This window comes from Cryobacterium sp. RTC2.1, assembly GCF_035018685.1.
Lineage (GTDB): Bacteria > Actinomycetota > Actinomycetes > Actinomycetales > Microbacteriaceae > Cryobacterium > Cryobacterium glucosi.
The window spans coordinates 1-12,567 of record NZ_JASJXJ010000121.1 but is presented as its reverse complement, the minus strand read 5'-3'; the positions used below and the strand labels follow the sequence as shown (position 1 = coordinate 12,567).

The 12,567-nt window shown below is 66.6% G+C and carries 16 protein-coding genes and 1 pseudogene; 5 read left to right on the top strand and 12 right to left on the bottom strand.

The features are described 5' to 3' along the window. From QN357_RS14065 to QN357_RS14040, 6 genes are all read right to left on the bottom strand, one after another. Positions 1–748 (bottom strand): SCO1664 family protein (locus tag QN357_RS14065; protein WP_323505065.1); only part of this gene is annotated, 748 nt, incomplete at its 3' end. Then, a complete protein-coding gene (locus tag QN357_RS14060; RefSeq protein WP_322136088.1) occupies positions 748–1,320 on the bottom strand; it encodes a DUF3090 domain-containing protein in 573 nt (190 codons plus the stop codon). The genes QN357_RS14060 and QN357_RS14065, both read right to left, overlap by 1 nt. 9 nt (positions 1,321–1,329) lie before the next feature. Continuing rightward, positions 1,330–2,037 carry a histidine phosphatase family protein gene (locus QN357_RS14055; RefSeq protein ID WP_322136089.1) on the bottom strand — a complete coding sequence of 236 codons (708 nt, stop codon included), beginning with the start codon at positions 2,035–2,037 and terminating at the stop codon, positions 1,330–1,332. 128 nt (positions 2,038–2,165) lie between these two features. After that, entirely contained in the window at positions 2,166–2,684 is a 519-nt protein-coding gene (locus tag QN357_RS14050; RefSeq protein ID WP_322189611.1) for an O-acetyl-ADP-ribose deacetylase, read from the bottom strand. A gap of 56 nt (positions 2,685–2,740) precedes the next feature. Beyond that, positions 2,741–3,721 (bottom strand): SRPBCC family protein, encoded by a 981-nt coding sequence (locus QN357_RS14045; protein ID WP_134558535.1) that lies wholly within the window; start codon positions 3,719–3,721, stop codon positions 2,741–2,743. Between the two features lie 14 nt (positions 3,722–3,735). Further along, a complete protein-coding gene (locus tag QN357_RS14040) occupies positions 3,736–4,089 on the bottom strand; it encodes an ArsR/SmtB family transcription factor (RefSeq protein ID WP_134450211.1) in 354 nt (117 codons plus the stop codon). Positions 4,090–4,422: 333 nt separating this feature from the next. On the opposite strand from QN357_RS14040, the gene QN357_RS14035 reads away from it, so the two are divergent. Both QN357_RS14035 and QN357_RS14030 read left to right on the top strand, forming a co-directional pair. Then, complete coding sequence (locus QN357_RS14035) at positions 4,423–4,791, top strand: hypothetical protein (protein ID WP_322136090.1); 369 nt, start codon at positions 4,423–4,425, stop codon at positions 4,789–4,791. Further along, positions 4,760–5,299, top strand: a complete 540-nt coding sequence (locus QN357_RS14030; protein WP_322140746.1) for a hypothetical protein — start codon at positions 4,760–4,762, stop codon at positions 5,297–5,299. Before QN357_RS14035 ends, QN357_RS14030 begins: the two co-directional genes overlap by 32 nt. On the opposite strand, the gene QN357_RS14025 is transcribed toward QN357_RS14030, so the two are convergent. Together QN357_RS14025 and QN357_RS14020 are read right to left on the bottom strand one after the other, a co-directional pair. Next, positions 5,272–5,439, bottom strand: coding sequence for a macro domain-containing protein (locus QN357_RS14025; RefSeq protein ID WP_323505066.1), 168 nt, complete (start codon positions 5,437–5,439; stop codon positions 5,272–5,274). The genes QN357_RS14030 and QN357_RS14025 overlap by 28 nt on opposite strands. Before the next feature lie 33 nt (positions 5,440–5,472). Next, entirely contained in the window at positions 5,473–5,631 is a 159-nt protein-coding gene (locus QN357_RS14020; RefSeq protein ID WP_166787437.1) for a hypothetical protein, read from the bottom strand. A 255-nt stretch (positions 5,632–5,886) separates the two neighbouring features. Between QN357_RS14020 and QN357_RS14015 the strand changes: the two genes are divergently transcribed. Continuing rightward, positions 5,887–6,372: a cupin domain-containing protein gene (locus QN357_RS14015; protein WP_134450208.1), complete on the top strand. Its 486-nt coding sequence runs from the start codon at positions 5,887–5,889 to the stop codon at positions 6,370–6,372. 27 nt (positions 6,373–6,399) lie between these two features. Here the strand turns inward: QN357_RS14015 and QN357_RS14010 are convergent, their stop codons facing one another. The 3 genes from QN357_RS14010 to QN357_RS14000 form a co-directional block, all read right to left on the bottom strand. Further along, entirely contained in the window at positions 6,400–7,353 is a 954-nt protein-coding gene (locus QN357_RS14010; protein WP_322136092.1) for a patatin-like phospholipase family protein, read from the bottom strand. A gap of 247 nt (positions 7,354–7,600) precedes the next feature. Continuing rightward, on the bottom strand, positions 7,601–8,257 hold the full coding sequence (locus tag QN357_RS14005) for a response regulator (RefSeq protein ID WP_134450207.1): 657 nt from the start codon (positions 8,255–8,257) through the stop codon (positions 7,601–7,603). Next, positions 8,254–10,050: a sensor histidine kinase gene (locus QN357_RS14000; protein ID WP_323505062.1), complete on the bottom strand. Its 1,797-nt coding sequence runs from the start codon at positions 10,048–10,050 to the stop codon at positions 8,254–8,256. Before QN357_RS14000 ends, QN357_RS14005 begins: the two co-directional genes overlap by 4 nt. A 99-nt stretch (positions 10,051–10,149) precedes the next feature. Between QN357_RS14000 and QN357_RS13995 the strand changes: the two genes are divergently transcribed. Next, a complete protein-coding gene (locus QN357_RS13995) occupies positions 10,150–11,631 on the top strand; it encodes a CitMHS family transporter (RefSeq protein WP_416172974.1) in 1,482 nt (493 codons plus the stop codon). Between the two features lie 95 nt (positions 11,632–11,726). Here the strand turns inward: QN357_RS13995 and QN357_RS13990 are convergent, their stop codons facing one another. Next, complete coding sequence (locus QN357_RS13990) at positions 11,727–12,212, bottom strand: MarR family winged helix-turn-helix transcriptional regulator (RefSeq protein ID WP_198413690.1); 486 nt, start codon at positions 12,210–12,212, stop codon at positions 11,727–11,729. A gap of 118 nt (positions 12,213–12,330) precedes the next feature. Between QN357_RS13990 and QN357_RS13985 the strand changes: the two are divergent. Continuing rightward, a pseudogene (locus tag QN357_RS13985) lies at positions 12,331–12,567 on the top strand (hypothetical protein); the annotation flags it as partial.

Below are 12,567 nucleotides of genomic sequence, written 5' to 3'. Positions count from 1 at the left end.
GGGCGGGGAACCGGCCCGCCGCCCGCAGCCGGTCACAGCGGGCGGCCAGGGCCTCGAGCTCGTCCGCGTCGAGCAGTTCCCCGAGGGTGACACCGAGGTCGCCGTCGAGCCCCGCGCGCACCCGGTCGACCCCGTCGAGCTCCTCGGCGCTGAGGGCATCGCCCAGCCAGCCCCACAGCACCGTGCGCAGCTTGTGCTCGACGTGGAACGTCAACCCGTGGTCCACGCCGTGCCGGTGGCCATCCGGCATGGCGAGAATGTGGTTGCCCTTGCGGTCGGCATTGTTGACGACGATGTCGAACACGGCCATCCGGCGCAGCGCGACCGAGTCTTCGTGCACGAGCGTGACCGCCCGGTCCTGCTCGTCGCGACCGTCGAAGACGCGGCGCCAGCCAGCGCCCGGCCCGATCTCCCAGGGCACCAGGTCGACGGCGTCCTGTTCGGGATCCGCGTCCTGCCACAGCTGCACCATCCCCGGGCCCATCGGACCGTCACGAAGCCATGTCCGGGGTACGACCTTCCACCCGAAGGCCTCGGAGACCCGGTATGCCGCAACCTCCCGGTTCGCGAGGGTCCCGTCGGGGAAATCCCAGAGCGGATGCTCGCCGGCGACCGGCTTGTAGACCACCGGGACGCCGCCAATGCTGCCGAGGAATGTCGCGTTCGAGGCGGTCGTGATGCGGCCCGTGAGTTCGAGCTCACCGCGTTCAAGCCCGCCGGCCTCGAGCTCGCCGGAGCCCGGCGTCATCAGGGCTCGTCGCGCAGCACGCAGTCGTGCCCGTCCGGGTCGATGGGGTCACCGCAGAGAGGGCAGAGGGGCCGCCCGGCGCCGACGACTTCGTGGGTGCGCTTCGCGAAGGCCCTGGCCGTGCCGACCGGAATCCGCAGCAACAGCATCTGCTCGGGGTCGGCCGTTGCGGCATCGACGACGGCGAGGGGGTCGTCTCCGAGGCCCTCCTCGTCGACCACCACGATCGGGAAGGCCTCGATCACGATCTGCACGGTCGAGGGGTCCCAGCCCAGGGTCATGGTTCCGGTGCGGAAATCCTCCTCGACGGGTTGCTCGAGCGGTTCGTTGTCCACGAGCTCCACAGGTGTCGCGGTGGGGACGCTGAAGGGATTCCCCTCTGTGGACATCAGCTGATCGAGGATCTCGTCGATGCTGTCGGCGAGGAGCGCCGACTGCTGCTTCTCCATGGCGATGCTGACGATCTGGGTTCCGCTGCGCACCTGCAGATAGAACGTGCGCGACCCCGGCCGGCCGACGGTTCCGACGACGACCCGGTCCGGCCAGTCGAACTCATACAGGATTGTAGGCATGGGGATATTTTAGGCTCCGGTTTCCTGCGGCCGCTCAGTGCCGGCCCCACCGCCGACCGGCGCATCGGCCACCGGGCCGGCCGCCGCCAGCCAGGACAGGTCGCCTGCGTCGGTGTTGATGGCGTGGACACTCGGGCGATGGGGCCCGTAGCGCACGATCGAGACGGATGCCGGTCCGACGTTGATCCGCTGGAACAGGTCCAGGTGCATCCCGAGTGCGTCGGCGAGGACGGACTTGATGATGTCGCCGTGGCTCACCGCGACCCACACCGCACCGGGACCATGCTCGGCTTCGAAGATCGCATCATGGCGCCGGATGGCCGCGACCGACCGCGCCTGCATGGCGGCCATCGATTCGCCGCCGGGAAAGACGACCGCAGAGGGGTGCGCCTGCACCACCGGCCACAGGGGCTCCTGGGCGAGGTCGATCAGGGTGCGGCCCTGCCAGTCGCCGTAGTCGCACTCGGTGATGTCCTCGTCAACGGGAGTCGAGGGAATGCCGCCCTGCAGGTCGAGGATCAGCCGGGAGGTCTCCCGGCATCGCTGCAGGGGGCTCGAGACCACGCCGACCAGAGGCACGACGGAGAGCCGCTCGCCGGCGCTCGCGGCCTGGGTGCGCCCGATCGCGTCGAGTCCGACCCCGAGAGATCGCCCTGCCAGGAGTCCGTCGGCATTCGCGGTGGTGCGGCCGTGCCGCACGAGGATGACTGTGGCCATGCGTACAGCCTAGGGAGTCGGCGGCCCGAGTCGCCGAACCCATCGGGCGCCGATGCGTGCGGAGTGCCCTCCCCGCGGTGATGCGAGGATGAGGTGCCGGCTGGCTCTCGGCCTGTCGCCGACTCTTCTCAGCGCAGCCGGGCGAGTGCCGACCGGAACGCGTCGATCGCGTGAGCGTTGAACAGCACGAACGTGACGACATCCACGGCCGTGGAGCTCGCGGCCACCGTCTCGACGGCGATACGCGCCGCGTCGTCCATCGGCCACCCGTAGACGCCGGCGCTCACCGCAGGAAAGGTCACGTGGTGGGCGCCGAGTTCGTCGGCGACCCGCAGCGACTCGACGTAGCAGGAGGCGAGCAGGTCCGATTGGTCGAGGGTCTTCGCCCATATCGGGCCGACGGTGTGGATGACCCACCGGACGGGGAGGAGCCCCGCCGTAGTCGCGACGGCGGCACCGGTCGGCAGCCCGTCCGGCAGCGTCGTGGCACGCAACCGGCGACACTCCGCGAGGATGCTCGGGCCTCCGGCCCGGTGAATCGCGCCGTCCACTCCCCCGCCCCCGAGCAGCGTGTGATTCGCCGCGTTGACGATCGCGTCCGCGGGCAGCGCCGTGATGTCGCCTCGGACCAGCTCGATGAGTGCCATGATCCGACGTTACCAACCGCGTGCACGGGCGACGCACGAGGCTGATACGGCTGGAGCTACGCCAGCGTCGGCTGCAACAGCCCCTCGAGGCGCTGGTAGCTGGTCTCCATTCCGCCGGTCATGCCCGTAGCAAGCACCGCGTCACGCTGCTCCGCATTGGCGTAGGTGATGACGAGTGAGAGCAGGGTTCCGCCCTCGACTTCCGTGAGGGTCAGCTCGTTGAGCGTTGCCGGGAAGTCCATCCCGATCATCGCCTCGGTCGTGACCGCGCGGTGCGGTTCGACCGACTCGAGGAGCTCACCGGTGAAGCCGAATCGCTCCTCTCCGCCGTCCCGCTGCCACTCGTAGCGGTAGCTGTCACCGACGGCTGCTGCGATCTCACAGACGGGCATCGACCAACCGTCCGGTCCCAGGAGCCACCGCTTCATGAGCGCGGCATCGTTGTGGGCCCGCCACACCTGGTCGACGGTGCCGCGGATCACCCGTGCCACCCGCACCTGGGTGTCGCTGAGGATCTGCGCCTCCGCCAGGTGGTCGGCGGCGTATGACGCCAGGTCGGCCAGCACCTGGTCGATCTGGGCCATCGCCTGGCGGGTGCCTTCCAGCATTCCCATCTCGATGAGCTGCTGCATCTGGTCGAGGGAGCCGAAGTACGACGTCGTCTTCAGGCGACTGCCGCCGGGCGTCTCCTCAAAAGCGAAGTCCATTCGGGTGGTGGGGAGGTCGGCGTTGGGCACACCCGCCGCATCCGAGAAGCTGTCAAGCACTTCAAACGCGTGGGGAGCATCGGTCGAGGTCCAGTCCCAGCAGCCGTAGTGCGTATCGCCCTCCGGCCCGGTCATCGCATACACGCTGCGTCCCCCGGTCAGAGCGTCGTGCCGGTAGAACGTGGCCGGATAGGTCGGCGGGCCCCAGAACCGTTCGATCTGGCGTGGATCCGTGTACGCATCCCAGAGCCGGCGGAGGGGCACAGGGAAGTCGGCGACGATCGTGATCGTGAGCTGGTCGAGGTCTTTCTCGACGGAGGTGACGGGCATGATGATCCTTTCGGTTAGGTGTCAGGTGTAGCCGGAGAGTCTTCCGCGAGCAGGCTGTCGAGGCGGTCGATGCGCGAACGCCAGAGCTCCTCGAAGTGGTCGAGCAGGCGCTGGGCCTGACGGATGCGATCAAGGTTTCCCCGTACCATCCGCTCACGGCCCCGCGCTGCCTTCGTCACGAGATGGGCCTCCTCCAGCACGGCAATGTGTTTCTGGACGGCCGCGAAGGACATCTCGTAGGAGTCCGCCAACTGCGACACCGAGATGTCGGTGACCAGCGTGCGGCGCACGATATCCCGCCTCGTCGCGTCTGCGAGGGCGCGGAAGAGGCGGTTCACATCCTGTTCGGAAAGTTCTGATACAACCATTTGATTGTACGATACCCAGCCACAACGAATCGCGCAAGCGGTCACCGCGCTCGCCTTGACCGGTTTCGGAACGGCTCACTATGGTGTTGACGCGGAGTACCTGATCGATGACGCCCTGGAACGGCTCGTCGCAGGATGGACTGTTGAACTCGAGCCGCACCGCTTCGCGGCGCCGAGCAGGTGTTCGGCGCGCTTCCCGCGACGGCTACGTCAGCCGCGCGATCGCGAACGCGAAAGGAGCACGCAGAGTGGACGGTGCGTACATCGGGCTCACCTCCTCAGATCGTGTCACGTTCAGGACGATTCCAACGCCGGCCCCGCTATATTCGTGTCATGAAGCGCATCACGTACGCAGGCGGGTCCATTGTCACCGGTGATGCCGTTACAGCGGCCCTACTGGATTTCGCGACGCACCTGGATCCCGGCGCGGGGAGCCTGACCGTGGACATACCCGTTCGTGAGACGAACGGGGCTACGACTACGCACACGTTCCTGTTCGGTCCGGCAAGCCAATTCGAGGTGGCCGATGCCGAGAACTTGCCGGCCGGCGACGAAGGCGAGCTTTTTCCCGTTCCGGTCTTTCCGACCAGCAGACCGGTCGCCGTGACCGAGCCGTCCCCCGCCGCCGAAACGGGGGCGGAAGACTTCAATCGGGCAATCCTGGACATCGATGGCGGACTGGGGCAGGGCGCCACGACCTGAATCAGGAGAAGACCGGGGTTTCTCAATATGCACCGCGACCGCTTCGGCCTATGATCAGAATAATCGTCCCCAAAGCGCTGTTGCCCTCACCTCGGCCCTGTCGTCGATGTATTCCCATTCTCCCGATCACACGAGGTTTCCCGTGGGTAAATTCATTTACGGAACCCCGGCCATGTCGGTCGAGATTGACGATCGCACCCTGGCTCACCTGAAGGTCGTGATCATCGCGAAGCTGCGCCGCGGCGAGAGCTTCACGTTCTCCTGGGAGAAGTCGCCGGAATCGGGAAGCGGTCGCAGTTCAATCTGGCTCAACCCGGCCGTACCGCTCCAATTCGAATTCGCCGGCAGTCAGGAACCGCACCTGAACCGGGCCTGGTTGGAGCAATTGGTCGGCCTTTCCAACACGCCGGCCGGCCTGCGCATAGTCGCAGAACCGGCTGCGGCCGCTGCTCCTGGTGACGCCGAGTCGAGGCAGTTACATCAGCGACACCCGCACCCTCGCCCGTGACCCGTCCCCTGGCTGAGTAAGACGGTCCAAGCGCTGGGCTGCGTGCTCACCGCGGGGAAGGCTACCCGGCGGGCACCGACTTCGTCGGCCACCCGGAGCGACTCGACGCAACATGACGCGAGCTGCTCCGGGTGGTCGATCGCCCGACTAGCGGGCCGGGTCGGTCACCCGGATCAGCGGTTGCTTCCCCTGACGGCGCGAAGGACCCACCCGATGATCGCGATAATCAGGAGGACAGCACCAACCCAGAGCAGGAACTGGAGGGCTTGAACGAAACCACCCACCACAAGCAAGACAACCGCGATGATGGCGACGATGACAAAGAGATTCATTTTTTGCTCCCTTGACTTGCGAGAAAAACGGAGCTGCCAGGGTCTGGGGCAACCAGCGAAGTGTGTGTGAGTGATGCGGCACACGATGCCATGATCCAGCCTACGCGCGGGCATCGACGGCGGAGGAGCGGCGTCCCACCGTTCGTCCAACCTCCACAGCTCCGCGCACATACCCGTGACGACTCTGAACGGTAGCCAACCACAGTCGATTCAACGAGACTGGGGGTAAGCCCCCGAGAAAAAGGAACCCCCACCATGACTCGCAGCGACATCGGCCCCCACCCGGACTCTTTCGACCTGGAAACCGCCACCACCGAGAACACGAACTATCGAACAGTGGCCTGGAGCGGCAAGTATTTGCAGGTCACCCTGATGTGCATCCCTGCCGGAGAATCCATCGGACTTGAAATGCACCCCGACACCGACCAGTTCCTGCGCCTCGATGCGGGCGCCGGGAGGGCACAGATGGGGCCGGAGAAAGACAACCTCGTTTTCGAGCAGGACGTTTCTGACGGGTGGTGCATCCTCGTCCCCGCGGGCACCTGGCACAACGTCACCAATATCGGTGACGGACCCATGAACCTCTACGTCATCTACGCACCGGTCCACCACGCCGCCGGGAATATCCACAAGACGGCCGCCGAAGCCGCGGCCGACGAAAAGGCTGGAACGGACACACCGCCCGCCTGGACACAGCAACCCGCCTCGTCCCGACCCGACGAGGAAGCAAGCTCCTCGTAGCTCTCCTGAGCCCTGAGGCGGCTTCCTTCAGCGCCAGAACTCGGTAAGCCCCTCCGCACGGACCCGGCCTTGGTCGAATCCGGCCTGGGCGGCGGACGGGCGCAACGAGACGTCCATCGCCCTGGCGCCGAACAGGTATTCGGCGCTGCCCTCGGGGAAGATCGTTTCGACGCGGCTGCCGCCTGCGCGCAGCGCGTCGACCTGGGTTGCAAGATGCAGGCCCCACGCCACCGGCGTCAGTGCCCGGCCGCCGAACGGTGACAGCACCAGCACTCGCTCGGACCCGGCAGCCAGATCGGCATTCTCGGCGTTGGACCGGTAACCGCCGTCGATATATCGGCCGCCGCCGATACCGTAGGCGAAGCCACTGGCACAGCTGGCGGCCACGGCGTCCACCAGATCGACCCCGCTGTGCCGGTCGAACACCACCGGCGCACCGGTATCCGCATTGACCGCGGTGATCTGCACCCTTCGTTCGGGCCAGTCGTGGCTGGGCAGGCGCGAGGCGACGGTGGCGCGCCACCGGGCCTGCACCGCCGGGTCCGATGCCGCAGCCAGGTCGAGCGCAACGGCACCCATTCTGCGGCGCATGTCGGCCGCGTCCTCGGCGGCGGCGATGATGCGGCGCCGACGTTCCAGGTGATCGGTCACCGGACCACCCTGAGCGCGATGGCCGTCCGAACCGGCCGGGGCGGTGCGCTGCGCAGACACGGGCACGGGCACGGCGATCAGGGTGGGCGCCAGGAGGTCAGTGGGGTTCGCGCCCGTGAACTGAGCCGCAGCTGTCGCTCCGGCCGAGGTCCCGATGATGAGATCGGCGTCGGTCACGTCGAGACCGGCCTCGTACAGGCCGGCGATGACCCCGATCAGCCACGCGTTACCCGTCGATCCGCCGCCACCGAGGACCAGGGCCGTGCGGGAAGGGCGCGGGGAGACGTCGCGTGAGATCGGCTCCGCATTGTGCAAACGGTGTTGATTCATAGTCGTAGCTTTCTGAGAGTGCGCGAAGCGCTCCCCGCGACGGCTACGTCAGTCGCGCGATCGTGAACTCGAAAGGAGCGCCCAGAGTGGACAGTGTGTGCATCGGGCTCACCTCCTCAGATCGTGTCACGTTCAGGGGAACTCTACCGGTTCGGGGTCGGCGAGCCAACCGATGAGCCTCCTGGGAGATCATGCGGCGCCGGTCCTGTCGCATCGGGCCCGCCGCATGCGCCTGAGAACCCGACGCTCAGCGTCGAACGCTGTATCGGTGCTCGGGGCGACCGGTCGAACCGTAACGAAGGGTCACGTCGACATCACCGCGGGTTGCCAGGGCGGCAAGGTGCCGCTGCGCCGTCGCGCGCGACAGACCGGCACGGCCGGCAATCAGGCTTGCGGACGATTCCCCGTCCTGGAGCAGTTCGATGAGCAACTTCTCGGTCGTGGACCGCGACACCGACGCGACTCCACCATCCCGCCCGTGCAGCACCCGCTGGGCCCTGTCGATGGAATCCTGGTCGAGTTGGCGGTCCTCGGCGACCAGGGTGCGGAACCGGCGATATGCCCCCAGCCGTTCGCTCAACCGCGCGGGTTCGAACGGTTTGATGAGGTAGTCCAGCGCGCCGGCGCGGAGGGCACGGCGCACGGTGGCGCCATCCGACGCCGCACTGATCATGAACGCGTCCACGTCGATCTCCGCAATGAAGGCGATCCCGTCGCCGTCGGGAAGGTAGACGTCGCAGATGACGAGGTCGGGAGACAAATCCCGCACCGCCGCGCGCGCGGCCCGCACTCCCCGAACCGGCTCAAAAGCGGTGTAGCCGGTACACGCATCGACGATATCGCGATGAAGGCCGCCGACGTGGAAGTCGTCGTCGACGACGAGGACGGAAATCGGATCGGTCATTGTTCTTCTCCTTGTAGTGGGCGTGCCTGCTCCCCCATAACCCCGGGCAGCCGGGCGCAGAACACGGCACCGTGTCCTTCCCGGCCTCCGGCGTCGACCAGCCACACCTCTCCGCCGAGGCGCGCCGCGATCTCGCGCACGAGCGGAAGGCCGATGCCCCGCCCATGCACCGCGTCCGGGTCCAGATCCGTGCTCCGCACATCACTGAACACGCGTGCCCCGTTGGGCACGCCCTGCCCGGAGTCGGCCACGGTCATGACGAGCGTGTCGCCGTCGTCGAGCAGCTCCACCTCCACCCAACCCGGCTGCTGACCGCACACGGCCGCACTCACCGCGTTCTCAATGAGGTTGGCGAGCACGGTGGCCACATCCTCGGGCGCAGAGACGACCCCGCGCACCAGTGAGTCCAGACCCACCGACAGGCGGACTCCACGCTCACCGGCCTGAGCGGCCTTGGCTTCCACCAGCGACACCAGGAAGGGCTCGGTCAGGTGCTCGCCGGCGAACGGACCGCCGGGGGTGCGTGACGCCTGAAGCACGTCGTTGAGGTAGCCCCGAGCGTCGGACACGCGGCCCGCATCCATCAGACCGGCCGTCACGTGCAGGCGGTTTGCGAACTCGTGACGCTGCACCCGAAGTGCGTCGGTCATCGACGCCACGGTTTCCAGGCGGTCCGTGAGACTCACGATGTCGGTGCGGTCGCGGATCACCGCGATCAGGCCCAGGTCCCGATTCGCCCGCGACACCACGTGAGTGTCGATGTAGACGACATGGTTGGCGATTACGACCGGATCGGCGGCATCCGTTCCCCGCTTTCCCCGAGACGGTGGCTTCGGCTCACCGGCCAGAGCTGCGACCACCGGCCCCGGCAATTCGAGGTCGCGGATGCGCCGTCCGACCAGGTCCGAGATGCCGAGCAATCGCGCGGCCGTCGCGTTGGCGACGGTCACGACGCCGTCCGGTCCGGATGCGAGCACTCCGTCCCCGACGCCGTCGAGCACCGCCGCCTGATTCTGGACCAGCGCGGCCAGTTCCTCGGGCTGCAGGCCGAGGGTGAGTCGCTCGAGGCGGCGGCGAATGACGAACGACACGACAGCGCCCAGTGCGAGGGCAACGGCGGCAGCCAGCGCGACGCCCCCCAGCAGCAGGGGAAGCTCCTTGAAGACACTGCTCGGAGCGAATCCAACGCTCACCTCACCCACCGGCGCGCCGGTGGTGGGATCGCGGACAGGAACTTTTGCGCGAGCTGACTCGCCGAGGGTGCCCGATTCCCACGACACCGTCTCGCGTCCGGCCAGAGCCTCGGCGAACTCTGTGCTCACCACCGCTCCGAGCAGCTGAGGCTCGGGGTGTGCGAATCGGATTCCGTGATCGTCGGTGATCACGATGAACAGTGCACCGGTATTGGCTTCTGCCGCCGCGGCGAGGGTTGACAGCGGTCCGCCGCGGAGGCCCGCGTTCGTCGGCGTGCCGACGTCTGCAGAAGCGCGGGCGATACCCTCGCGCACATCGGAGTCGGCGGCGACCGTGCGGGCGATCGACAGCGCCGACGCCTCGGCCTCGGCCCGGAGCTGTTGCACGCCGATCCAGACGAACACGCCGGTGCAGATCACGACGACCGCGCTCACGCAGGCGAGTTGCAGCAGCAGCATCTGCGTCGAGAACCGCATCTCCGCCCCCTTGCGGCGCATTGTGCAGAATGCGCACAACCAACCATATGCGCAATACGTGCAGCAAAGGGAGATACCGGATGCTTCATCATCGGTCTGCCTAAGCTTCAGGCCATTCGTCATACGCCTCGGCAGTGACTGCCGATCGGGATTCGCCTGGCTCGGCTGCACCATTCAGACATAGACAAAGGAGTCGATGTGCTCGTCATCCTCGGATTCACCATGATCCTCACCTTCATGGTGCTCATCATGACCAGGCGGCTCACGCCGATGGTCGCCCTCATTCTCGTCCCCACGATCTTCGGCCTCTTCGCCGGTGCCGGCCTGGGCCTCGGCGACATGATCATCGAGTCGATCAGGGACCTGGCCCCGACGGCGGCGCTCCTCATGTTCGCGATCATGTTCTTCGGCATCATGATCGATGTCGGGCTGTTCGATCCCCTCATCCGGTTCATCACCCGCTTCCTCGGCAACGACCCGGCCAAGGTCGTCCTCGGCACGGCGATCCTGGCCGGTGCGGTGTCGCTCGACGGCGACGGGTCGACGACCTTCATCATCACGACCTCAGCGATGCTGCCGATCTACCTGCGTCTGGGCATGAGCCCGGTCGTACTCACCTGCGTTGCAGGCCTGATGAACGGCACGCTCAACATCGTTCCGTGGGGTGGCCCCACCGTGCGGGCGGCCTCGGCACTCGGCGTGTCGCCGACCGACATCTTCGTGCCGATGCTGCCGTCTCTTGCGACGGGAGTCATCATTGCACTGGCGTTCGCCTGGTTCCTCGGGCTCGGCGAACGCAAGCGCATCGGGTCGCTCGAGTACTCACAGGCTGCGCAGGCGAATGCCGCCCCGCTGGCGTCGCCCGGCTTCTGGCGCGGCTTCTTCGGCGGCAACCGCGTCGTGCGCGGCACGGAGGTCAGTCCGGGTGCAGCGGCAACCCTGTCGACGACCGGTATCGTGACGGTGCGGCCGGGCCAGCGTGTGCCGGTGGGTCACACGGCCCTGGCCGAACAGAAGGTGCTCGACGCCGAAGATCACGACACGATGATGGCCGACACGATGATGCGGGCGGATCGGCCGACGCTGCGGCCCAGACTCATTTGGGTGAACCTCGCGCTCACCGTCGCCGTCATGGTGCTGCTCGTGCTCGATGTCATGCCCTTGGCTTATATCTTCATGGTGGGCACCGGCGTGGCGCTCGTGATCAACTTTCCGAAGCTCCGCAGCCAGGCCGACGAGATCGTCGCGCACGCGCCCAGCATCGTCGGCGTCGTCTCGATGGTGCTCGCCGCGGGCGTCCTGGTCGGAGTGCTGAACGGTACCGGGATGGTCACGGCGATGGCCGACTGGGTTGTCCAGGTCGTGCCGGCATCGATGGGTGAGTACCTCGCGGTCATCACCGGAGTGCTCTCCATTCCGATGACCTTCTTCATGTCCAACGACGCGTTCTACTTCGGCATTCTTCCCGTGCTCGCCGAGAGCGCAGCAACCTACGGGATCTCCCCGGTCGAGATGGCCCGCGCCTCGATCATCGGTCAGCCCGTTCACCTGCAGAGCCCGCTGGTACCGGCCATTCTTCTGCTCGTCTCTCTTGCAGGCGTCAACCTCGGCGACCACCACAGGAAAGTGCTCTGGCGAGCCTGCGTGATCTCGCTTGTGATGCTGGTCGTCGGAGTGCTTGTCGGCGCCGTCCCGTTCGGCTGAACGCGGTTACAACCCGGACAGCCAGAGAGTCCCGGAGACCTGTGCGTTTCCGGGACTCGTGGTCGGGTCGACGGGATTCGAAACTGAGACCGGGCTCAAGTCCTCAGTGGGTCACCAGATGCATCGGAAGCCGACGGGGCCGGTCGGGCGGCGTGTTCAAACAAATCGCGCAATATGTTGAGTACGGGAATCGCGGACGCCAGAACGTCTTGTTCGGCGGGCGAGAGCATGTCGATGGCCGCGGCCACGGTCGCCGTGCTCGTCCGGTCGAACCGGTAGAGCATGTCCCTCGCGTGGGGCGTCGCGACGAGTATCGCTGAGCGGAGGTCCCCTGTCGAGGCGCGCTCAACCAATCCAGCCGCCGTCATGGCTTTCACGAGGTTGCTGACGGTCGGGCGAGCGATGCGGAGAGCGATCGCGGCGTCACGGGTATTGACCGGGCCGGAGGCGACGAGAACTCGCAGCAGCTCAATCTGCGCTTCGGGGATGTCCGGCAAGTCTTCGGCGGCCCGGGTCGCCCGGGACATCTCCCGACGCAAAGGCCCGAGCAATCGGGTGAGTTCGGTCGCGATCTCGCTCACGGACAGCCTCCGGCATCGATGTAGGTTTGCCACAAACATAGGTTTGTGGCAATCTCAGTTTAACGCGAATTTCAGGAAGCGACCGTTTCCGAAATCGCCCTGAGAGAAGGCCCTGACGATGCTTGAAGAAAAATACCGCGTTCTATTCGAACCCCTGAAAATTAAGAACCTGGAGATTAAGAACCGCTATGTGATGGAGCCGATGGGCCCCGGCGGATTCTGCGACGAACAGGGCGCCTACACGGAGCGTGCCGCGGACTATTACGTGGAGCGGGCCAAGGGTGGCGCCGGTCTCATCATTACGGGTACGACGATGGTGGAGAACGAGGTCGAGGTCTGCTCCCTGCCCTCCCTC

What these genes read in the sequence shown, in the direction of transcription:
- QN357_RS14020 (WP_166787437.1), bottom strand. Translation starts at nt 5,631, where the DNA reads ATGAATCTCTTTGTCATCGTCGCCATCATCGCGGTTGTCTTGCTTGTG.
- QN357_RS14000 (WP_323505062.1), bottom strand. Translation starts at nt 10,050, where the DNA reads ATGACGAATGGCCTGAAGCTTAGGCAGACCGATGATGAAGCATCCGGT.
- QN357_RS14060 (WP_322136088.1), bottom strand. Translation starts at nt 1,320, where the DNA reads ATGCCTACAATCCTGTATGAGTTCGACTGGCCGGACCGGGTCGTCGTC.
- QN357_RS14055 (WP_322136089.1), bottom strand. Translation starts at nt 2,037, where the DNA reads ATGGCCACAGTCATCCTCGTGCGGCACGGCCGCACCACCGCGAATGCC.
- QN357_RS14030 (WP_322140746.1), top strand. Translation starts at nt 4,760, where the DNA reads ATGGCGGACTGGGGCAGGGCGCCACGACCTGAATCAGGAGAAGACCGG.
- QN357_RS14040 (WP_134450211.1), bottom strand. Translation starts at nt 4,089, where the DNA reads ATGGTTGTATCAGAACTTTCCGAACAGGATGTGAACCGCCTCTTCCGC.
- QN357_RS13995 (WP_416172974.1), top strand. Translation starts at nt 10,150, where the DNA reads ATGATCCTCACCTTCATGGTGCTCATCATGACCAGGCGGCTCACGCCG.
- QN357_RS14010 (WP_322136092.1), bottom strand. Translation starts at nt 7,353, where the DNA reads ATGAATCAACACCGTTTGCACAATGCGGAGCCGATCTCACGCGACGTC.
- QN357_RS14015 (WP_134450208.1), top strand. Translation starts at nt 5,887, where the DNA reads ATGACTCGCAGCGACATCGGCCCCCACCCGGACTCTTTCGACCTGGAA.
- QN357_RS14050 (WP_322189611.1), bottom strand. Translation starts at nt 2,684, where the DNA reads ATGGCACTCATCGAGCTGGTCCGAGGCGACATCACGGCGCTGCCCGCG.
- QN357_RS14045 (WP_134558535.1), bottom strand. Translation starts at nt 3,721, where the DNA reads ATGCCCGTCACCTCCGTCGAGAAAGACCTCGACCAGCTCACGATCACG.
- QN357_RS14005 (WP_134450207.1), bottom strand. Translation starts at nt 8,257, where the DNA reads ATGACCGATCCGATTTCCGTCCTCGTCGTCGACGACGACTTCCACGTC.
- QN357_RS14035 (WP_322136090.1), top strand. Translation starts at nt 4,423, where the DNA reads ATGAAGCGCATCACGTACGCAGGCGGGTCCATTGTCACCGGTGATGCC.